The sequence below is a fragment of the Thalassolituus oleivorans MIL-1 genome (assembly GCF_000355675.1).
Taxonomy (GTDB): domain Bacteria; phylum Pseudomonadota; class Gammaproteobacteria; order Pseudomonadales; family Oceanobacteraceae; genus Thalassolituus; species Thalassolituus oleivorans.
The window spans coordinates 3,756,147-3,777,384 of sequence record NC_020888.1; the positions used below are offsets into that span (position 1 = coordinate 3,756,147).

Below are 21,238 nucleotides of genomic sequence, written 5' to 3' on the forward strand. Positions count from 1 at the left end.
CACTGAAATAGACAGGACATCCACATCTAGATAACCTCGATCAGTTTTCAGACAAAAAAAAGCCGGGAACAAGTCCCGGCTTCCTTCACGTCAATAGCAAACTGCTATCGACGTACTTCTTACTTATCTTCGTAACGCTGGTGCTTGAAGAACACTCCAGAGTCACCAAACTGAGAAGCAGTAAAGTTAGAATCCATTACTAACTCACCTACTTTCACAGCACTGGCGCGACGTTCGTCAGCATAACGTTGTGATGTTCTGCTCCAAATAGACGTTTTAATCTCTTTATCAGTAGCATAGACATCATACAACTTAGTACCTTCTGGCAAGCTCATAAGATCAGCACGGAAATCATGCTCATCGCTAGAGAATAAGCCAGCCACTTCGGCACTTGGTACGAAGTACACTTGAGTTGGAGACTTAGGTGCTGCAACCGCAGAACCGTCAGAGTTAACGCCGGCCATTGCATCAACCATTACTAACGTAGGCTTAGACGATACTAATGAGAACAAGGTGGTTGTGGCTAGAGTAATGTTCGACTCAACACGTACATACTGAGATAGCTCATTAGCGAAGAAGTTGTAGTTATCTTCTTGACCAGACAAGGTATACAACGCAGATACGTTTTCTGATGGCTTACCATCGATAAACGTCTTCCACGCAAATCCTGGAGCAAAACCACGATCCGCTGGATCACCGGTTACAGATAAACGTAACAGTCCACATTCGTTACCTTTAAACACACCGGTATAAGGGTGGTTAGACGTTGCATTGAACGCGACCTTAGCCATAACACCGTGTGGGTGAATTGGCTTGGTATGACCAACAGGCGCTACGTCACCAACATAGTTTACTTTGTCCCAAAGCACGCCATCGATTAAGCCGCCAATATCGATTGGTGGAATCGCTGGCAGTTCGCCTTCATCGTATTGAGTGCGCACGGCACCGTTAGTCCAAAGAAGATCTTGCTTAGTACATGCATCCCACGATTCATAGTTCTCAGGAAGATTTAGGCCCCAAGGTTTGAACGCGTTTTCAACACCCGTCAAAGACACAGCCAACTCTGGGTTATGACGATTCAATACGTCAACCATAGTCGTGTTTTCAACCCAATCGTAACCTTCTTGGGTATACATTTCTGGAGTGTAATCCGACGTTAGGAAACGGTCAGTAATGATGCGACGTGACGCATTCATGATGAAGATTTGAAATGCTGTCTCACCGAAAGCAAAGCCTTCAGGACGAACAGTCTCACCTAACATCCCCACTAACACATCAATCTGTTCAACATCATCGTTATATACGCGACGGAGGTTCGCAACCGTTTCTGCATCATCAGTTAAGTCTTCAAACTTAGTGATTGGCTTCAAATTAATTTGACGACGGAACTCGTTATAACGCGGCACACCACGCTCACGGTCACGCAGAATATCAATGGTCGCAATGTCCATTTTACCAACAACCGGCAAATCCAAATTACGCAGGAATTCAGGGAAGTTATTCAGTGTTAGTGAACCTGGGTTTGTAATACCGAACGAGTACCAAAGACGATCGATACCTTGCTCATCAAGAATTGTTTCCGCATCGCCATCACGCGTGTCTACGACAGGAATCGACTCACGAACAATGTTTGAGCCAATGTCATACACATCGATATTGTCGCGCATTAGAGGGTGCATACGGTAAACCGCCACAAACTCTTCGGTCAGAGTGAACGGCACACCAGCATTATCCGAATTACGAGCACCGGCCAAACCAGTAACAGCCCACTCCAAAGCGGTACCATCATTAAGTGATTGTTCTAGATTTGAATCAACACCTAAAATAGTACGAACCCAAGAATCCGTTTTCGCCAAGTCTTCTGCTAGTTTCTCAAACTCGCCAGCATACTTATCACGCTCAGCCGTGTTGCCCACAAGGCCCCACCAGTTAGCGTACATAGCGCGTTCAGTTACTGGGTTGGCGATGATTGCTGGAGTCCATTCAACAGTATGTATTTTAGCCATCAATGCCGAGTTAACTAAACGTGCTTTATCGTACAACCACTGATCATCTTTATCAGGATTGTTAGACGCTAGCATTTGCGCAATAGAGTTATGCTCTTGCACAAACAACTGGTGCAACATGCTTAGGCCAACCCACCAGTTGTCATTGAAACCAGTGACCGGGATGCCAGAGAAGAATTCTGTTGGTAAAGAACCATCGGAGTTAACCGTTAAACGACCGCCTTCGAATTCACGAATGCTATTCGATGTTGCCAAATCGCTACCGTAAATTTGCGAACCATCCCACCAGTGGGTATTCACGTTACGATAAGCTAACGGTAGGCCTTCTTCGTCGGCTGTGCGAGAAGTATCGGCTTGAGTACGACGTACTGACATTACGCCAGGCCCCATCGCATCGTTTTCTGGTAGCTCTACCAAGATTGGATCATCCGCAGTATTTTCACCGTGGCTGAACCAGTCGTGGGTCATGAATTGAATCCATGCACCAGCAATAAAGTTAACGGATGTAGCGGGCTTAAAGTCATCGCCACGCGCCATTAAAGTGTTACTAACTTCACGCGGGTTTGGCGTTAGCAACATACCAGATTCTTGTTCGGCGTATACCGCTTCAAGCTCTACGTTACGACCAAAGCGGCGATGCACAGAACCTTCAGAAGGATTTTCAAGATTGTTACAAGTACCATCTTCAGTACGAGCGCCCATGCTGCGTTCATCACAGCTCACTTCGGCGTTGTACTGCTCCCATTTTTCAAAATCGAATAGATTATTCTCAAAAAGCTCTTGGCGTTCCGCAGCTAAGGTTAACAACCCCGCGGTGATACCGAGCGTCCCGTATTTCACCAATGCTGGCCAGGTTACCCAGATACTACTCATATTTAAGTCCTATTTTATTGTTATAGATGACAAGCCATCTTGTTTTGCTTCACGCGTCGCATGTCCGACTAAAGTCGAAAGTTCAGGCATACGAAGTGAAGTAAAGTGAATCATCGATACAAGATCGAACGTGTGGCCAAATGAGTCTCAGGTTATAAAGAGATGCAAAAATGACAGATATTTACAAAAAACGGAGGACAGTACTTTTTCATGGGCGCATTTTACCTAACGCAAAACAGGCCATGAAAAATGCTTATAAATCAAACAGTAAGGAACAATTGTTAGAGAAACTGAACTTATTGCGCCAAAGCTAAGGACGGCACACACGTTCGAAATGGTCATAAAACAGACAAAGTAGTACTTTAGATGTAGAAACTATGGCTGGAAATTTACGCTTTTGTGACGCGTTGAAAAGTTTCTTGTAACACGCGAACATCGTTCGCAGCGCGATGGCGCTCAAGCCCAAAGTCGCTCCAGAGAGATTTTTTGGTATCGTGCCAGCGTTCCATTTCGGCAGGCTCCAGCAGCTTGTTGATCGTCTCGATACGGAAGCGCTGGACCAACTCCGCTTCGTCAAACAAGCGACCTATCCAAGAGCTATCAAAGCTCCAAGCATCGGAATACAGCGTTTGGCCGCGTAACTTTTCATTAAGAAGAAGGGCGACTTCCCTAGGAGTACTGCCTTCTTCCTGCAGATGCTCACGGGAAATACCGTGGATGAGTTCAGCTTTTGGATCCCAGTGATCCCAACCAAGCGCAGGTTTAATCAGATAGCTCTGCACCTCACGATCTTCCAGCGCGAATCCCACCTCAATCGGGTAACTGCCGCGGCCAAAGCCTGATGCTTCGACATCAATGATAGGTGGTATTTGGATGGTCACTCGATTCCTACTTATGTTTGGACATTTTGTACAGTGTAGACAGAGTTTGCGTGGGGCTCTATGAATCAGCGCACACTCTTTAAATCCGCATCAGTAATTCAATTGGGACGCATTCTGAACGGTTAAGGGGTAATGTTCAATTTTACGCTGCAATTTTATGATTCAATTATGACTCGTTAATTTTGCTGCGGGGGCAACACGCATAACTTCGGCCATTGTCGTTAAACCGGCGGCTACTTTATGCGCACCACTTAAACGCAAACTATGCATACCCTCTTTCATTGCCGCTTGGCGTAACTTTTGGTGATCCGTTTGCTCATGAATGAGAGGCTCTAACGACTCAGTCATCGGCATGACTTCATAGATCCCCATACGCCCTAAGTAGCCAGTACCGCGACATTCTAAACAGCCTTTAGCACCATAAACATGAGGCGGGGTTTTGACCAACCAAGGGGCAGTAAGTTGCTTCCAAATTTTCTCATCGACCGGTTCTTTTACTTTGCAGTGCGGACACAAAGTACGTACCAGTCGCTGCGCCATCACACCCAGCACACTGGTGCGAATCAAATAGGCGGGTAATCCCAATTCTTGTAGTCGAGTAAACGCCGAAGGCGCATCGTTGGTGTGCAAAGTAGAAAGCACTAAGTGCCCGGTTAATGCCGCCTGCACCGCTATCTCGGCGGTCTCTAAGTCTCGTACCTCACCGACCATGATAATGTCAGGGTCTTGGCGTAATAACGCACGTACACCGCTGGCAAACGTGAGATCAATACCCGGATGCACCTGCATCTGGTTGAACAGCGGCTCCACCATTTCAATCGGATCTTCAATGGTCGAAACGTTTACTTCTGGCGTCGCCAACTGACGTAGGGTCGAGTATAGCGTCGTGGTTTTACCCGAGCCGGTTGGCCCAGTCACAAACACAATACCGTGATTGTTGGTGGTCATCTGATTCCAGCGACGACGATCTTCTTTGCCAAAGCCCATTTCCGAGAAGCTGCGCATGAGCACTTGCGGGTCGAACACACGCATCACCAACTTTTCGCCAAACGCAGTCGGCAATGTGGATAAGCGTAATTCAACTTCCTGGCCGTCTGGGGTTTTGGTTTTCAGACGGCTGTCTTGGGGTTTACGTTTTTCGGCAATGTTCATGCGCCCTAAGGATTTAATCCGCGCCACCACAGCCAAAGCCACTTCTGCCGGTAATTCATAAACATTATGCAGCACACCATCAATGCGGAAACGCACATGACCGACTTCGCGCCGTGGCTCTAAATGAATATCGCTGGCACGCTGATCAAACGCGTATTGCAGCAGCCAATCCACAATATTAACGATGTGCTCGTCGTTAGCATCCGGCGCTTTAGCTTGGCCGAGCTCCAACATAGATTCGAGATTCTGCACTGCGCTCATGCCAGCGTGGTGCTTACGTGCTCGCGTCACGGAATTCGACAATTGATAAAATTCAACACGATAACGGCGAATATCCGCAGGCGATGTCAGCACGCATTTCACCTGACGACGGGTGACATGTTCTAAATCGACAACCCAGCTACGAACTTGCGGCTCTGCAGTAGCGACGACAACTTCATCGGTACTGACCTTAATCGCCAAAATTTGATGGCGATCAGAAAAAGCATAAGACATAACGTCGGTCACGGAGCTGACATTAATTTCGAGCGGATCAATTTGATACGACTCCATATTAAAGCGTTCAGCCAGCCACTCGACGATGGCATATTCGTTAAGGACGCGTGCTTTACTCGATCCTTGTACGCGCGCATCGGCATAGCCCTGGCGCGCCACTAAGGTAATAGGATGCAGGTGAGTTTCATCGTGCTGGCGACGAATCGACAACGACATCTGATGATCCTCATCATTCAGCAGACCATCTCGACGCATGTCTTCCAACAGGGTGAGCAATGCGATGGGGTGATCTGCCTTGGCTTGCATAAGTTTGGTTCTCTACGCGGTTATCAAATGACGGAATTCGCTGGCCATTAAATTTAGGTCGTCAGCATTCGGCTCTTCATCGAACAAATAGCATTCAAGCATACCTGTTAATACCAAGCGAGTGGCAACCGCGGTCTTTATCCAACCACTTTTCCGATCCGCCGCTTGGGCATAGCGGGTTATGACCAACATTTGCACAATGGCCTCATGCAGATCGGGCCAGTTATTAATGGCGCTGGCTTGTTCAAAGCGGCGCGCTAAATCGTCAGGTAGCCAATGGCGCAACAGAGCACGGCCGACATGACTGGAAGCTTCTTCAACTTCTGGCCAAGGTAACTCATACAAGGCACGCGAAGCATTTAATAAAGCGCTCGCCAGTGTTGAGTTTTGCTGCCACTTTGCGCATTCCGCCGACCAGCTAGAGTCTTCGAGTTGAGCTGCGTTTTTGGCCAATTCCCAAATAGCGAGTCGCAGGGTTTCGAGTGCTGTGCGCAATTCTTTCGTAGCACTGCGTTTCAGTGTACGACCGCTCCAAGACAATACTTGGCGTAAACCTTGGACATGCTGAATCGCGGCAACCGCAGCTTCTCGTTCTTCTGCCCAAATCGCCTGCTCTAACGTGCGTTGCAACGCATTCATCTCAGCGTTTAACCACTGCGGTAAAGCCTCGGCCATGCGTTGATCACAATACACTGGCAATTTGGCCTGCCACTGCGGCGCTAAGTCGGCCAAGCGATAGCCACGTTCAGCTTTACTAATATCGCTGATCCATAAGGGCGCGACGCTTTGCATCTGTGCCACAAGGGTCCAGAGTAAATTGGCATTACCTTGCTTTAATTCCAACTCAACTTCTAATAATGACTGCTCTAATTCGCCCGCCACAATAAGGCCTTGATCAATCACCACTTCGATAGTCGTATCGCTACTCGCATCCGTCCAAAGCCAAGCTTGGCGTTCGAAGTGCGTACCGAAAACGACGGCTAACGTCTTAGCATCAACCCCTGCTGGCCACGCATCCTGAACTTCCGCTTGCTCAAATAAGCTTACATCCAGCGCCGGTGAACTTAACGGCCAGTTCCATTCACCACGAATTTGCAGTCCGGCCTGTGGTTGCCCACGAGTCTTTAACGTCTGCTCAGCTCCGCCTTCGGTATGACGAATACGCAACGCGGCTTTCGCCTTAGAAAGCGCGCAGGCAGGCGTATCGTAATAGTCATTTTTCAGCGTAGAATGATCGGCCGGCATCGCAACTTGGTTCAAAAAGTCGGTTAATGCCGGAAGGTTTGCCTCACTGAGGCGTACTTTGAGTTCGATTTCTTTAGTCATGGCGCTATTGTCGTGAGCCGGTCCTTATAACGCAAGTAGAGGTGTGTGATGTCTGGTATTCAAATGCCTAATACGGTTGAAAAACTGCGGGCGCTTATTGCTGCAAATAGCATGAGTTCGGTACTGCCCGACTACGACAACAGCAACCTCGGCGTTATTGAATTACTGGCCAGCTGGTTTGGCGATCTCGGTTTTAAATGCGAAGTGATCGCCATCGCCGACAACCCAGGAAAATACAATTTAATCGCCACCTTAGGCACAGGTACTGGCGGTCTCGTATTGAGCGGCCACACCGACACAGTGCCATGTAACCCTGAGCGCTGGGCCTCTGACCCATTCACTCTTACCGAGCGCAACAATCGCTTTTATGGATTGGGGACTTGCGATATGAAGGGGTTTTTCGCCTTGGTATTAGCCGCGGTAGAGAAATACCACACCCAGAGTTTTCATCAGCCTTTAATCGTACTCGCAACCGCTGATGAAGAAAGTTCGATGAGCGGTGCGCGTTCGCTAAGTAGCAGCCAGTTCTCCCAAGGGCGGTACGCTGTTGTGGGTGAACCCACTAGCCTGAAGCCGATTCGAATGCACAAAGGCATCATCATGGAAACGATTCGCCTAGTCGGTAAAGCTGGGCATTCGTCCGATCCAAGCCTCGGTGTTAGTGCAATGGATGCGATGCATAACGTCATGGGCGAATTGAAACAGCTACGCATTGACCTCGCCAGTCGCTATCAAAACGCGCATTTCGCCGTTAATACGCCAACACTCAATTTGGGTTGCCTGCACGGTGGCGATAACCCCAACCGTATTTGTGGCAGCTGCGAACTGGCGTTCGATTTACGCGCCTTACCGGGAATGAGTAACGACGATTTACGCACTGAAATTCTGCAACGACTTAACCCCATTGCCGCTGAAAATCGCGTTGAGTTAACACTAGAGTCGTTATTCCCGGGCATTAATCCGTTTGCCGAAAGTGAAAATAGCGAACTCGTGCAAATTGCCGAGCGTCTAACGGCCAGTACCAGCAATGCTGTGAACTACGCAACGGAAGCGCCTTTCCTGCAAAACCTAGGAATGGAAACCATTATTCTTGGCCCAGGCAGTATTGATCAGGCGCACCAAGTGGATGAATTTATCGCACAGGATCAAATCGACCCTTGTGTAAACTTACTCAGCCAATTGATCGAACACTTTTGTTTAACGCCTCGCGGATAACAAAAGCGAGCAAACAAGCCCAATACATTGGTTTAGCGCGCCTGTCGTGATTAAATCCAGATAGAACGCCGAGAAGAGAGCCCGACAGTGACAGCAGACAGCACCGAATACGTGCAATGGTTTCGTAATTCCTCCCCGTATATTAATGCGCATCGGAGAAAAACCTTCGTCATCATGTTTGATGGCGATGCCATCCTGCACCCAAATTTCAACAGCATAGTGCAAGATATCGCCCTACTTACTAGCTTGGGTGTGCGTTTAGTATTAGTCCACGGTGCGCGTATGCAAATCGATACGGTGCTGCAGCGTTTAGACATCGAAAGTCAATTTCACAATGACTTACGCGTTACTGATGCCAATGCACTTAACGCCGTAAAAGCGGCTATTGGCATGGTTAAAGCGGATATCGAATCGCGTCTTTCTGTTGGTATACCCGGCTCCCCCATGCACGGCGCACGCATTCGCGTCGTGAGTGGTAATTTCGTCACAGCAAAGCCACTCGGTGTGATCGGCGGTGTCGACTTTCAACATACCGGCGAAGTACGGCGTATTGAGCACCAAGCGATTAGCAATTTATTAGATCAGCATAATATTGTGCTGCTGTCGTGCGCGGGCTATTCGCCATCGGGTGAAATGTTTAACCTCAGTGTTGAAGACGTTGCCCAACAAGCCGCCATTAGTTTACGTGCCGACAAACTGATTATTCTGGGCGAAAGTGACGGTCTGCCAGATGATGGCGATACCCACACCGAAATCACCTGTCGCCAATTAGAGCAAATTTTGCACGAATTAACCGGCAGTGAACGTTGCCATGCCGACGCCGCACTTAAATGCGTACGCCAAGGTGTGCCTCGCGTACATATTTTAAGTTATCAAGTTGATGGCGCCTTGCTACAAGAGCTATTTACCCGCGAAGGTAGCGGCACGCTGATTACCCAAGAAGCCTACGATCAATTACGGCCTGCCAATATTGATGACGTAGCGGGTATTTTGCAGCTGTTACAGCCGCTAGAAGAACAAGGCATCTTAGTGCGGCGTTCGCGTGAATTATTAGAAACAGAAATTCATCGTTTTAATGTCATCGAACGCGACGGATTAATCACGGCCTGCGCAGCGCTCTATCCTTATTCCGATGATCAAGCCGAACTGGCTTGCGTGGCGGTGCATAGCGATTATCGTGGTAGCAATCGTGGCAATCGTTTGCTGGAGCAAATTGAGCAAGAAGCACGGCGTCGTCAATACAAACAACTATTTGTATTAACAACGCGCACTGCGCATTGGTTTATTGAAAATGGCTTTGTTGCTGGGGCAGTAAGCGAATTACCGCAAGAACGCCAACGCTTGTACAATTTCCAACGTAATTCCAAAGTGTTTTTCAAAACCCTGTAAAACACAGGAAGCTCATCATTGGATATTCTGGCACTGCCGCATTTAGGCAAAGAAGTACATCGGCGTTACGATGACTTAGGCATTATTCAAGTCTATGAAGACGGCAATAAACGCTACCTAAGCTTCGGTACCGCCGATGAACAAAGCTGCCAGCTCAAAGCTAAACCAGGCCAGCCGCAACACGGTTATGCCCGTGCAATGATGGCCTCACTCTGCCTATTAAAACCCGACCAAGCGGTGCAACAGGCCAGTGTACTCGGCACCGGCGGCGGACTCATGGCACGTTGTTTATTTGAACAGCTGCCAACCACTCAGGTTCATACTGTTGATTTACGCCCCGCCGTTATTCAAATCGCTCATCAATATTTTGGTTTACCACGCGATAAGCGCTTAACCACACACGCCAAAAGTGCCATGGATTACCTCAATGCGTGCCCAACTAACAGCCAAGGTCTATTGCTCAGTGATTTGTATTTAGCCAACGGACTGGATACACGCCAACTAAAACCTGAGTTTGTTAGCGAATGCCGCCGCGTCGTACAAAATGATGGTTGGCTAGTATTGAATTTATGGAAAGAACACCGTGAAGATGGCCTATTTTTACCCCAGCTAAAAGCTCAATTTCAAACCGTTTTACACAGCACCACCAGCGACGGTAACTGGATTATTTGGGCCTGTCCGAACGCTAATGCCGCCCCCGACAAACGCGGTGCGCAGCTCATATGTAAGCGTTTATCCGAGCAAATGGGGTTTAATCTCTGGCAAGTGACAAAAGGCTTTTATCGATTTTTTTAGCCTTGTATCAAATACCGCCTTACAGTAACGTCCTGTCTATTCTACTTTTTGACGACAATAATAAGAGCACTTCATGTTTCATACACTTACCCAAGTTGGCCTGCCACTTGCCCTGATATTAATTATGACCGGTGTAGGCCTTGGATTAACCCCTAGAGACTTCACACGCGTATTCGTAAAGCCTCGTGCTTTTTTGATTGGTGCTGTTTGCCAAATGCTGTTGCTACCTTTAATCGCCGTTGGGATTATTGCCGCAACCGGTTTACATGGTGAGATTGCAATTGGCTTGTTTATACTCGCTCTCTGCCCAGGCGGAACAACTTCAAATCTATTTAGCTTAATTTCCAAAGCCGATGTTGGACTCTCGGTATCACTCACCGCCGTAATTGGTTTCATTACCCCCTTCACCATTCCGTTGTTAGGTGCTTGGGCCATTGGCTATTACAGCGATGCAGGCACAGCCTTTGAACTACCGATATTGTCCACATGGATTAAGCTGATCGTCATTACCGTTATTCCAGTCCTTATCGGTATGGGCATCCGCGCCAAATGGAAAGCCTTTGCCATCGCTGCCGAGCCTTATGTATCGCGCTTCTCTATTATCGTATTGGCACTAGTAATCGCCTCTATTTGCGTAAACCTAGGCGAGAAGTTAATCAGCTTTGCTGTTCAAGCTGGGCCTGCAGCATTGCTACTTAACATTAGTACCATGGCACTTGGCTATTTCGCGGGACGTGCATTTCTACACATTGAAGCCCAAGCTCGCACCATTAGCCTCGAAGTTGGCTTACAAAATGGAACTCTGGCTCTGTTAGTGACTACAGGGATTTTGAACAGCCCTGAAATGTCGATCGCACCTAGCATATACAGCCTACTGATGTTTGTGACGGCAAGTGTGTTTACTATGCTGGTATTACGCAAAGATCGTCATGCCCAAGCAACGCCGCAGTCGCGGTAATAGCAGCAAACTGAATAGACGAAAGCGCCGCCAATGGCGCTTTTTTTGACGCCATAAATACCGCAGCATATGACCACACTTAAATTTCAACGCTAAAAGCAATAAATTTGGCGTAGTTTAGGCATGGTTAAGAACCTAAGTTAATTGTATCGTACACTTTGCCGAAAAAATGATGGCCTAAAAGAACAACCTATATAAAAAATGGACTAAATACGCGAGTTTACCGGTATATTATTCTACGGTTGTAAACACGATCAATCTTATAAGTAGTTCAAAATATTCTAGCATTTGAAGTTTTAGGTAGTTTTTGCTCTAATCCGCCCGATACGATTCTCGCTACTTTTAGTTTTCACTGCGAAGTGATACGATCTAAAAAGAACGATTGTTAAATTATAAGAATAAAAATAATTCGTTAGTTATCTCATCAGGTACTAACAAGCCAATTCATTTCTTCTAAGAAAAAAACCAATAGGAAGAAAAGCTTTATGGATCCCTTACAATCTAAGGCGCTTCGTGCCTGTATAAAACACCCGTACCGAGGGATCGCATATGATTTTTAACTCTGCGATTTTCTTCTGGTTTTTTGCCTGCTTCTTTGTGCTCTTCAATTTTGTATTTGTTGATCGCAGAAAAATTATTTGGTTGTTAGTTATCAGCAGCCTTATCTTTTATGGCACTTGGAACTACAACTTTATTGCCTTGCTGGTCTTTAGTGCGCTCGCCGACTACCTAATAGCGCAGAAAGTAGAGGCCAACAATCACGATCCAGTGATGAAAAAACGATGACTTATCGCGAGCATCACCCTCAACTTATCCATTCTGGCCATCTTTAAATACAATAATTTTATTTTGCAGAGCGTACAGGAATTCGTAAGCCTGTTCGGTGGGGATATTAGCGTCCCTATGCTAAGCATTATATTGCCGGTTGGTATTTCCTTTTATACCTTCCAGAGCATGAGCTACACCATTGACGTGTACCGTGGAGACATGAAAGCGCATCGTGGCTTTTTAGTATTTCTCGCCACACTTTCGTTCTTCCCTCAGCTTGTTGCTGGCCCGATTCTGCGTGCCAAAGAAATCCTACCCCAGCTAGTCAATATGCGAGTACCAACGGCGCTCAATATTCGTATAGGTTTGCTTTTGGTTCTCCTCGGGTTACTTAAAAAGACAACCGCCGACCTGATGGCTGGCCCAGTTGGTGTCGCCTTTAATGGCCAAGCCGATGTCAGTACCTTTGAAACATGGATTGGTTTGCTCGCGTTTTCTGCTCAGCTATATGGCGATTTCAGTGGCTATTCTGACATTGCTATCGGTATTGCATTAATGCTCGGCGTCTACATCCCGATGAACTTTAACTTGCCGTATTTCTCCACGTCCCCAGTCGATTTCTGGCGACGCTGGCATATTTCATTATCGTCATGGTTACGAGACTACTTGTACATTTCGCTGGGCGGCAGTCGCAACGGCAAACGTGCACGTAACCAATTTATTACCATGTTGCTCGCCGGTTTGTGGCACGGCGCGTCGTGGACGTTCGTTGTCTGGGGCGCGTACATGGGTGTCATCGTTGTTGTTACTCAGTGGCTGAACGAAAGACCGGCATTAGCCAAATGGGTCAATAGTAAAAACTGGATATCCCTGATCATTAAAATTGTCGTTACTCATTACCTATTTGTATTGAGCTGGCCTTTATTCCGCGGCTCTAGCTTAGAAGCCGCGTGGACAATGATCGTTGACATGCACATCCCTCAAGAAACAGCGGTCACAGCCGGTGCCGGTATCGTGATGGCGCTGGTAGTAGCAGGGTTATTTTTAATGCATTTCGTTGATGCTTTACGTATTCGATACGGTGACGCGCTGGCCAATCGCCAATGGTTCTTCTGGCCGCTACTTGTGATTGGTTTTACTTTGTTCTTTACCGTAGGAGATTTTGGTCATGACTTCATCTACTTCCAATTCTAAGCCAAATAACTCTGCGCAGAGCGAAGCGTCTATCGAACGAGAAGAGGATATCCGCAACGCCCAAGGAAGACGAAAAATCGGTTTATATACCGTAATTTGCGGCGGCCTAATGATTCTCGTCTCAATGGGATTAGTTAACATTGGTATCGCATCGTTGCGTTATTCTTCGTTGAATCCTTTTAGTATTGAACGGATTCAAGCGACCGGCGACAACTTAGGTGCAGCCCTCGAACTACCAGAAGATGATCCAAGAGAAGTGGTATACGTACTCGGCTCTTCGCTCATTCACTTTGGGTTTTCACCCGATCTATTCGATGAAGAATTGAATGCTGCGGGTGTACCGACCGTATCGTATAACTTTGGCTTCGGTAACGCTGATCCGTCAATCCACGCGAAATTTGCCCGCAAATTAGCGCGTACCTTTGCTGATCACCCCGGTCGAATTGACCGCGTGATTTACGAGTTTGCGCCCCATGGTGCAACCCAGCGTCGTGCCGACACCAGTGGCCAGCTAAATCATGCAACCACGGCGATTCTTAGCAGTTGGGGCGACATAGGTCAGACCTTATTAGACGACCCAGAAGAGGCATTTGCCTTAGCCAATACCCGACTATTCCGCAGTGGCGTGCCGGCTGAAGCCATCACCCATATGCTAGCAACACCGATTACCATGGCAAAAATCAACGACACGGTTAAAGATCGACCAAAGCCAGTGCCTATGGATAACCTCGGCTGGGATCTATTCAATCAGCTACGAGAAGACTGGCCAGAAAGTATTCCATTTGGCGGTTGGTCAGCTCAATACCGTGGTGGCTTTCCACCCACGGCAAGCCCTAGAGCACTCGAACTTTCGGATCAAGTTATGCAGCGCATGCAAGATCCTGTGCGCATGGAATCTGCACTACAACAGCGTATTTCATGCTGCGATATACTTGGGCTAGAAATGAGTCCAGAAATGATCGCGCATGTCATTGAAACGATTCGTTATGCGCAGTCTATCGCTAAAGACGTCGACATCGTTGTTATGCCGCAAAACCAAGATATCGTGCACGTATCGCCGCAAGGGGAAGAGAACTTCAAGAAGGCGTTGGCTGAAGTCGTTGCCGCCACCGGTGTGGATGTGGTCGATATCTACAAAGAACCATACCTAGGTATTGAATACTTCTTCGACGCCGATCACTACACCTTCTTTAAAGGCCGTAGCAAGGTCACTCAGATGATGGCTGATCACTATTTACCGCAAGAAGAAAAAGAAACTCATTAACATGAGTTTCTTTTTAACAGTGCAATGCTACTGATTTGAAACAAACGCTATCTCGATTGATCGTGCCCAACACATGGGCATGATCACATCACTTAATTCGCAACACCTTCACAGCATTTAAGCCGATGCTTTCTTCACGAAAACTCGATCGGCAACAAACCCTAAAATCGCGATAAATAGAAAATACTTCCCAGATTCCGACGTACTTTGCACAGGCGAATTTAGCAGCATATGTATGATAGGAATAGACAAAAAACCAACGAGCATTGCGCCTAAACGTAAGGCGGCTGCAGCAAGCTTACCTTCAACTCGACGTGCCATCAGAATGCCGCCGTATATGATAGAAAAACCGAAGAGAGAGATAATAAGAGCAGTGATATTCATATAAAGTCCTTTTAAAGTGTTAGTTACGTCCGAATGAACTGATAGTAACTAATAAGGACGATCATGAACATAACCATTTAGTTGATAATGCTTCTTAGCATGATAAGTACTTGCCAATAAAACAAACTTTAAGTAAATACGATGCCAGCATATTATTATCACCGCCATCAAAGCCTATTGGGTCTCGCGCTGTCCAGCGTCCGGTTTCTGGATCGTAGTCACGATACCTGAATCGAATCAAGCCGGTGTCGGTATCATAAAGCCCGCCTGAAGCAAGCTTTTGCAGGAAACGAACACGCTCACTCGTTAACAACCGGAATCTGATTAAATACAAACGGATCATTGTCCGTCGGATACAAGCGAGTATAAGGCTGATCATCAATCAGTTTAAGATCATTACCACCGCTCGCCATTTCAGGAAAAGGCAGTGATGTGTCAGGGAGGCTTCTTCCATACTCGTAAAAAGGATCAAGCATATCGAGTAAGTCTAAATAGGAGGTAACAATAATAGACAAGTATGCATTTCCTTCGAAATACGGCACGAGTGGTAAAACATTCGACATCAAAAAACCATCTCGAAACGATAGTTTCAACTCATACACTGAATTGTCAGTTGTAGGCTCTTCGCCATTACGAGGAAGAATGTACTTTATAGCAAGAGGATTTATTGGTGCTGTAAAATATTGCTGATACTCTTCATTACCTTCTGAGAAATCCCCATTGCTGGCGTATAAATACTCATTCACATTGGTGCCTGACACAAGCAAGGTATAAGCACTATCACCATCCACTTTTTCATTAACAATTAGGGATCTAAAGCTCGCACTTAACAAGGTAGTATCGAGATTACATGAACCTTTTATAGGATATGAATATACGACGTCAACATAGTTAGGATTTTCAACTTTAAGAACATTATAGAAACACCATTGATCGCCTGAATCATCTTCAAAGTATAAGGTGCGACCATACGTACCGTAATCGCTGAATTCAACTTCATGACTTAATAGGCTGTCAGGTTCATTTCTTTTTTCAGAGCAAGCTGAGATCATCAAGATGGTAGTAATTAATAGGATATATTTCATGATCTAGTTTTCATTAAAAGTTAAAGAATAATCAACGACTTCATCATCAGACGTCAAAATAGAAAAACTAAAATCATAGCCATCAAATCTCGGAAGTTGAACAAACGAATCAAGACCACTTTGATTCCAGATTAATTCGACGGCGGTAGTAGAGGTTCTGCCATCTAGTAGTCGCTCTACTCGTTTAATACCTACAGGGCTCAAAAGGTACTGACTACCATTCAAGGTAATATCTAAATTGTCATCAAACGAAGCTGTATCACTTAGCTTAACTCCCGTTATTTTCCTTTTATGACCAAGCAAATTTTCACCATCGAAGCGTTTAACAAGACCTTTAGGATGAAAACCATACTCGCCATAACCGAGCAATCGTCCATCATCTGAAAATGAGACAACCAACTCTCCAGTTACAATCTGCTTATCGGTACTCGATTCTTTGTAATAATTTTTCAGGCGATAACCAGAATCTGTAATTTCGATATCTGCAGCATCGCCATCTTTTAAATCTTCGTCAAAGTAGAACGAGAAAGGCCGATGATTAATAAAGTCATAGATGAATGTATTATCTTCAAAACCTATCAACGCCCCTTCAAGCAACGCATAAACCCACGCAGTGGTTTTTACCTCTAATTTAGAAACCGTATAATCTGAGCCACTTACCGTTTCGTAATTCGCTACATCTTCTATCTTTAACAACCATACACCCGTGCGATATTCCATCGACGTGCCCGTGTGCGGCGGCGGTAATTCATTATCCAAAAAATCTGAATCAATAGTATCAGCACTAGAGATAGTACTGCGGAGAAGCAATAATAAAAAAAACGATATTTTAACTAACACCTTACTGTCCTTGTTTATAATTATTCCAGATTAAAATACTCAACAATCACGCTGAGTAATAATCACATCACCACGGCAACGGCTCTGCTACTTCCGCCCATTTTTGGCCATCATGCACCTCGGCTAATTCTTCACCCAGTCGCTCACACTTTTCCATTGCCTCATCCCAACGTTTTCTGCGGATGCTGTAATCAGGATATTCATAAAAATCATCTAAATCCGGAATACGCCCACCGGGCAAGGTAGCAGCAAACTCCCATGACGGCGCGATAATAATGGTGCGTTTGTAATATTCGCGCGACGCGACGCGCCAACGTAATTTTTTATCAAACCAGCCGCCTTTGGGGGCTTGGGCAAAATAATGCGGATACAGCACAAAGCCTTTTTCGGGCATAACAGGTAAATCAAATTGGTAGTCGGTTACGCCGCCATCACGGTAGGTGCCTTTCGGCGCTCCGGGAATATTACGCACACCGGCAATCACTAATGGAATTGCACCGCTGGCTAAAATAGCCGGTTTTAAATTCTCGGCGGTAAGTGCGACATGGCGCGCAGGTAAATGCGGAAAGTGATCAATGGGCGGTTTTTCTGGATGATGAAACATAACCCGTTCGATCCACGGGCGCATGGCTGCAGGAGAAACCAAATTAGCCGTCATGGCTCCAGCAATACCGAGCATTTGCACGTATTTTTGATCAATACCGGCGAGTCCTTTAAAGCGCGCCACAAGGGTGTGATAACGCACATTAGGATTATTAATAATTTCGGCAATGCCGTTATCGCCTAGAATCACATCTAATACATGGCGACATTCTGTTGCCACTTCTTGCGCGGTAGGCTTTGCTGAATATTGTTGGCTTAAATAGGCTTCTTGAAAGCGTGCATGAGCCTCAAGGGGGTTTTGTTGAGCAAAGCAGGCCATGCGCCAAGCACCAGCGGATGTGCCCAGTACATGCAAAGGCTCGGTACGCTCGTTAAACCAATGAGTCAGGAGGTAGCGATCCATTGAGGCTAGGGCTAGCCATTTAGGCCCACCAGACGCTGCCAGCAGCATTTCGATATCACTTGGCTGTAATCCATTCGCACGAATATGGGCGAGGGCTTCACTACCGGCAAAAATTTTTAAGGCGGGCGGGGTCACGGTTTAACTCCTAAACGTTCAAGCTTTATATTGAGGCTTAGTTGTACCGTGAGCATCCTGCCGCTAAAAGAGTTAAAGACGCAATACTCAGAGTATTTTGGTCATTTATCGGAATGAATGTTATGCCGGTTCGTACACAACAAAGCTGTAGTCATATGGGTTAGGGCCGTCGGCGGCAAAGTCTTCACGTGCTACTTCTTGCCATGCGGCTTTGTCGTACTCTGGGAAAAAAGCATCCCCTTCCACATCAGCATGTACTTCGGTCAAATACAAACGATCACAATGCGGCAAGGTTAATCCATAAATTTCTGCACCACCAATAATCATAGCTTCGTCTTGACCATTAACTAAGCAAATACTTTCGGCGAGTTCACGTGCCGCTTCAACCGTATGTACAACTTTAATGCCATCAGCGGTGAAATCAGGCTGGCGAGTAATAATGATATTGGTACGTCCCGGTAATGGCTTACCAATACTCTCGAAGGTTTTACGACCCATAATAATGGGTTTACCTAAGGTCGTTTTTTTAAAATACTTTAGGTCTTCTGGTAAGTACCAAGGCAATGCATTATTGCGGCCGATCACACGGTTTTGGGCAACAGCGACCATTAACGATAATTTCACAAATAATTCCTTACGCTACCCGTTTAAATCGCAACCGGCGCTTTAATATGCGCATGGGATTCGTAACCTTCGATTACAAAGTCTTCGAATTTATAGTCGAATATACTGTCAGGTTTACGTGCAATTACGAGTTTAGCCAACGGTAGTGGCTCACGGCTTAGTTGTAAATCGGTTTGCTCTAAATGGTTCGAGTACAAATGCACATCGCCGCCAGTCCAAACAAAATCACCGACCTCTAAGTCGCATTGTTGCGCCATCATATGCACCAGCAATGCATAACTAGCGATGTTAAACGGCACACCTAAAAATATATCCGCACTGCGCTGATATAACTGGCAAGACAATTTGCCATCGGCAACGTAAAACTGAAAAAAAGCATGGCACGGTGGTAACGCCATGTTTTCGATTTCGCCCACGTTCCACGCACTAACAATTAAACGGCGCGAGTCTGGGTTACTTTTAATCTGCTCAACGATTTGGGTGATTTGGTCAATATGACGACCACCCGCCGCAGGCCAGCTGCGCCACTGCGAGCCATAAACAGGGCCGAGGTTACCGTCTTCATCAGCCCACTCATCCCAAATTTTGACGCCATTCTCTTTTAAATAGGAGATGTTGGTATCGCCACTCAAAAACCACAGTAGCTCGTGAATAATCGAGCGCAGGTGCAGTTTTTTGGTGGTCACCAAAGGAAAGCCTTTGCTTAAATCAAACCGCATTTGATAGCCAAAACAGCTGTACGTGCCCGTACCGGTACGATCTTCTTTGAAGGTGCCGTTCTCACGCACATGACGCATCAAATCGAGATATTGTTTCATGCTTTTTGTTCCTCGGTTTTCGGGCTGCGATAGGCCACCACCAGCAAGATCGCGCCAATAATAATCATAGGTAAACTAAGCAGCTGGCCGCGGCTCATCCAACCAAATGCATCAAAACCAATTTGTGCATCGGGCTCGCGGAAAAATTCGGCAAAACTGCGGAAGATACCGTACCCCATTAAAAATACAGCACTCACCGCTTTTTGCGGGCGCGGACGTGACGAATAAAACCACAGAATAACAAACAGTAAGAAGCCTTCCAACGCCGCCTGATAAAGCTGCGATGGGTGGCGCGGAACATCCCCACCGTGCGGAAACACCATGGCCCAAGGGACGACCGCAGGATCAGCCATACGACCCCATAATTCGCCGCCGATAAAATTACCGATACGACCAAACATTAAACCAAGCGGTACAAAGGGAACGCCGAAGTCAGCAACATCAAAGAAGCTGCGTTTGTACTTCCGACAGAAGTAGGCAATCGCCAGAGCAACACCCAACAAGCCACCATGAAACGACATACCCCCTTCCCAAACTCGTAACAGCCAGAGAGGGTCGTCTAAAAATTGTCCGAAGTTGTAAAACAATACGTAACCACAACGGCCACCTAAGATAACGCCCATAGCACCAAAAAAGATCAAGTCAGACACCTGCTGTGCATCCCAATTATTGCTGCTTTTTTTCGCGCGATAATTAGCTAACCCCCAGGCGGTGCCAAATGCCAATAAATACATGATGCCGTACCAATGCACTTTCAGCGGCCCAAGCTCAATGGCGATGGGATTGATTTCTGGATATGTAAGCATAACGAGTTCCCTGCAACGAGACGTCAAATGGGCAATAAGCTTGCCGGAGCAAGATGACGAATCGACGAATATATAAGTAAAAATCGCACCTGACGCTGGGCCTTAAAAAGCCAAGAAGCGAATTCCGACGACGAAGAGTAACACGGCAAACGCTTTTTTTAGCAGCACCGCATCGAGGCGATGCGCTAAGCGCGCACCGACTCTAGCAAACGGGACACTGGTAATGGCAATACCTAGGATGGCGGGCCAAAACAAGAAGCCCGTTGTCCACTCCGGCAAATCAGCATGACCCCACCCCGTTAAGACATTACTAACAGCGCCAGTCAGTGCAATCGGAATACCGCATGCTGCCGATGTGGCAACCGCCTGACGCATAGGAAATCGCATCCAGCTCAAATAAGGCACTGTGAAGGTACCGCCACCAATACCAAACCATGACGAGCCAAAGCCAATCACACCACCAGCACTCATTAAACCAGCCGCACTTGGACGCTTGCCGGTACTGCCAGGTTCAATATTGAAGTACATCTTAATAGAAAGCAGTAATGCGAACACACCGATGATGTTTTGCAATACCGGCCCCGGCACTGAGGTAATTAGCAACACGCCTACGAATGTGCCGCCAACAATACCCGCCGTCATGGCTTTTACGATGCTCCAGTCAATTGCACCATTGCGATGATGTTCCCAGACCGAACTCATAGACGTAAATACAATCGTCGCCAACGAGGTCGCTACCGCCATATGAGTAGCCACCGAATCGCTAACACCTTGAGCTGCAAAGGTAAAAATAAGTACTGGCACGATCACCATGCCACCGCCAACACCAAACAATCCTGCCAACACGCCAGCGATTGCGCCAACGATGAGATACAGCAAAAACATGCGGCAAAACTCAGTAATTTAATAGGGCGGGCA

21 protein-coding genes are annotated in these 21,238 nt (G+C 46.7%); 8 read left to right on the forward strand and 13 right to left on the reverse strand.

The window, feature by feature from the left end; all coding sequences use genetic code 11:
* Positions 1 to 119: 119 nt before the first annotated feature.
* A complete protein-coding gene (locus TOL_RS17285; RefSeq protein ID WP_015488664.1) occupies positions 120 to 2,879 on the reverse strand; it encodes a peroxidase family protein in 2,760 nt (919 codons plus the stop codon).
* Positions 2,880 to 3,049: 170 nt separating this feature from the next.
* Between TOL_RS17285 and TOL_RS19070 the strand changes: the two genes are divergently transcribed.
* A complete protein-coding gene (locus TOL_RS19070; RefSeq protein ID WP_158505931.1) occupies positions 3,050 to 3,193 on the forward strand; it encodes a hypothetical protein in 144 nt (47 codons plus the stop codon).
* A gap of 75 nt (positions 3,194 to 3,268) precedes the next feature.
* Here TOL_RS19070 and TOL_RS17290 read toward each other — a convergent pair whose 3' ends face one another.
* The 3 genes from TOL_RS17290 to TOL_RS17300 form a co-directional block, all read right to left on the reverse strand.
* Positions 3,269 to 3,760 carry a 3'-5' exonuclease gene (locus TOL_RS17290; RefSeq protein ID WP_015488665.1) on the reverse strand — a complete coding sequence of 164 codons (492 nt, stop codon included), beginning with the start codon at positions 3,758 to 3,760 and terminating at the stop codon, positions 3,269 to 3,271.
* A 162-nt stretch (positions 3,761 to 3,922) separates the two neighbouring features.
* Positions 3,923 to 5,713, reverse strand: a complete 1,791-nt coding sequence (gene tfpB, locus TOL_RS17295; protein ID WP_015488666.1) for a type IV pilus assembly ATPase TfpB — start codon at positions 5,711 to 5,713, stop codon at positions 3,923 to 3,925.
* Positions 5,714 to 5,725: 12 nt separating this feature from the next.
* Positions 5,726 to 7,039 carry a CYTH domain-containing protein gene (locus TOL_RS17300; RefSeq protein WP_015488667.1) on the reverse strand — a complete coding sequence of 438 codons (1,314 nt, stop codon included), beginning with the start codon at positions 7,037 to 7,039 and terminating at the stop codon, positions 5,726 to 5,728.
* 48 nt (positions 7,040 to 7,087) lie between these two features.
* Between TOL_RS17300 and argE the strand changes: the two genes are divergently transcribed.
* The 7 genes from argE to TOL_RS17330 all read left to right on the forward strand — a co-directional run bounded on the left by argE (position 7,088) and on the right by TOL_RS17330 (position 14,622).
* Entirely contained in the window at positions 7,088 to 8,254 is a 1,167-nt protein-coding gene (gene argE, locus TOL_RS17305) for an acetylornithine deacetylase (RefSeq protein ID WP_015488668.1), read from the forward strand.
* Between the two features lie 87 nt (positions 8,255 to 8,341).
* Positions 8,342 to 9,643 carry an amino-acid N-acetyltransferase gene (argA, locus tag TOL_RS17310; RefSeq protein WP_015488669.1) on the forward strand — a complete coding sequence of 434 codons (1,302 nt, stop codon included), beginning with the start codon at positions 8,342 to 8,344 and terminating at the stop codon, positions 9,641 to 9,643.
* 18 nt (positions 9,644 to 9,661) lie between these two features.
* The gene (locus TOL_RS17315) at positions 9,662 to 10,438 is read left to right on the forward strand and encodes a spermidine synthase (RefSeq protein ID WP_015488670.1); all 777 of its coding nucleotides are present in this window, start codon (positions 9,662 to 9,664) and stop codon (positions 10,436 to 10,438) included.
* Positions 10,439 to 10,511: 73 nt separating this feature from the next.
* Positions 10,512 to 11,396 (forward strand): bile acid:sodium symporter family protein, encoded by an 885-nt coding sequence (locus tag TOL_RS17320; RefSeq protein ID WP_015488671.1) that lies wholly within the window; start codon positions 10,512 to 10,514, stop codon positions 11,394 to 11,396.
* A 549-nt stretch (positions 11,397 to 11,945) separates the two neighbouring features.
* Positions 11,946 to 12,182, forward strand: a complete 237-nt coding sequence (locus TOL_RS19195) for a hypothetical protein (protein ID WP_015488672.1) — start codon at positions 11,946 to 11,948, stop codon at positions 12,180 to 12,182.
* Positions 12,183 to 12,299: 117 nt separating this feature from the next.
* Positions 12,300 to 13,358 (forward strand): MBOAT family O-acyltransferase, encoded by a 1,059-nt coding sequence (locus tag TOL_RS17325; protein WP_197537899.1) that lies wholly within the window; start codon positions 12,300 to 12,302, stop codon positions 13,356 to 13,358.
* Complete coding sequence (locus TOL_RS17330; protein ID WP_015488674.1) at positions 13,333 to 14,622, forward strand: hypothetical protein; 1,290 nt, start codon at positions 13,333 to 13,335, stop codon at positions 14,620 to 14,622. The genes TOL_RS17325 and TOL_RS17330 overlap by 26 nt, the downstream gene beginning before the upstream one ends.
* Before the next feature lie 117 nt (positions 14,623 to 14,739).
* On the opposite strand, the gene TOL_RS17335 is transcribed toward TOL_RS17330, so the two are convergent.
* The 9 genes from TOL_RS17335 to TOL_RS17375 form a co-directional block, all read right to left on the reverse strand.
* Positions 14,740 to 15,006, reverse strand: coding sequence for a hypothetical protein (locus TOL_RS17335; RefSeq protein WP_015488675.1), 267 nt, complete (start codon positions 15,004 to 15,006; stop codon positions 14,740 to 14,742).
* Positions 15,007 to 15,100: 94 nt separating this feature from the next.
* On the reverse strand, positions 15,101 to 15,385 hold the full coding sequence (locus TOL_RS19555) for an RHS repeat-associated core domain-containing protein (protein ID WP_081601169.1): 285 nt from the start codon (positions 15,383 to 15,385) through the stop codon (positions 15,101 to 15,103).
* The gene (locus tag TOL_RS17345) at positions 15,306 to 16,091 is read right to left on the reverse strand and encodes a hypothetical protein (protein WP_015488677.1); all 786 of its coding nucleotides are present in this window, start codon (positions 16,089 to 16,091) and stop codon (positions 15,306 to 15,308) included. Before TOL_RS17345 ends, TOL_RS19555 begins: the two co-directional genes overlap by 80 nt.
* Positions 16,092 to 16,094: 3 nt before the next feature.
* Complete coding sequence (locus tag TOL_RS17350; RefSeq protein WP_015488678.1) at positions 16,095 to 16,931, reverse strand: hypothetical protein; 837 nt, start codon at positions 16,929 to 16,931, stop codon at positions 16,095 to 16,097.
* Positions 16,932 to 16,998: 67 nt separating this feature from the next.
* Positions 16,999 to 18,072, reverse strand: coding sequence for a patatin-like phospholipase domain-containing protein (locus TOL_RS17355; RefSeq protein WP_015488679.1), 1,074 nt, complete (start codon positions 18,070 to 18,072; stop codon positions 16,999 to 17,001).
* 120 nt (positions 18,073 to 18,192) lie between these two features.
* The gene (locus tag TOL_RS17360) at positions 18,193 to 18,696 is read right to left on the reverse strand and encodes a dihydrofolate reductase (RefSeq protein ID WP_197537900.1); all 504 of its coding nucleotides are present in this window, start codon (positions 18,694 to 18,696) and stop codon (positions 18,193 to 18,195) included.
* Positions 18,697 to 18,719: 23 nt separating this feature from the next.
* Positions 18,720 to 19,514 carry a thymidylate synthase gene (gene thyA, locus TOL_RS17365; protein ID WP_015488681.1) on the reverse strand — a complete coding sequence of 265 codons (795 nt, stop codon included), beginning with the start codon at positions 19,512 to 19,514 and terminating at the stop codon, positions 18,720 to 18,722.
* Entirely contained in the window at positions 19,511 to 20,320 is an 810-nt protein-coding gene (gene lgt, locus TOL_RS17370) for a prolipoprotein diacylglyceryl transferase (protein ID WP_015488682.1), read from the reverse strand. The genes thyA and lgt overlap by 4 nt, the downstream gene beginning before the upstream one ends.
* Positions 20,321 to 20,422: 102 nt before the next feature.
* Positions 20,423 to 21,205: a sulfite exporter TauE/SafE family protein gene (locus tag TOL_RS17375; RefSeq protein ID WP_015488683.1), complete on the reverse strand. Its 783-nt coding sequence runs from the start codon at positions 21,203 to 21,205 to the stop codon at positions 20,423 to 20,425.
* Between the last annotated feature and the right edge of the window lie 33 nt (positions 21,206 to 21,238).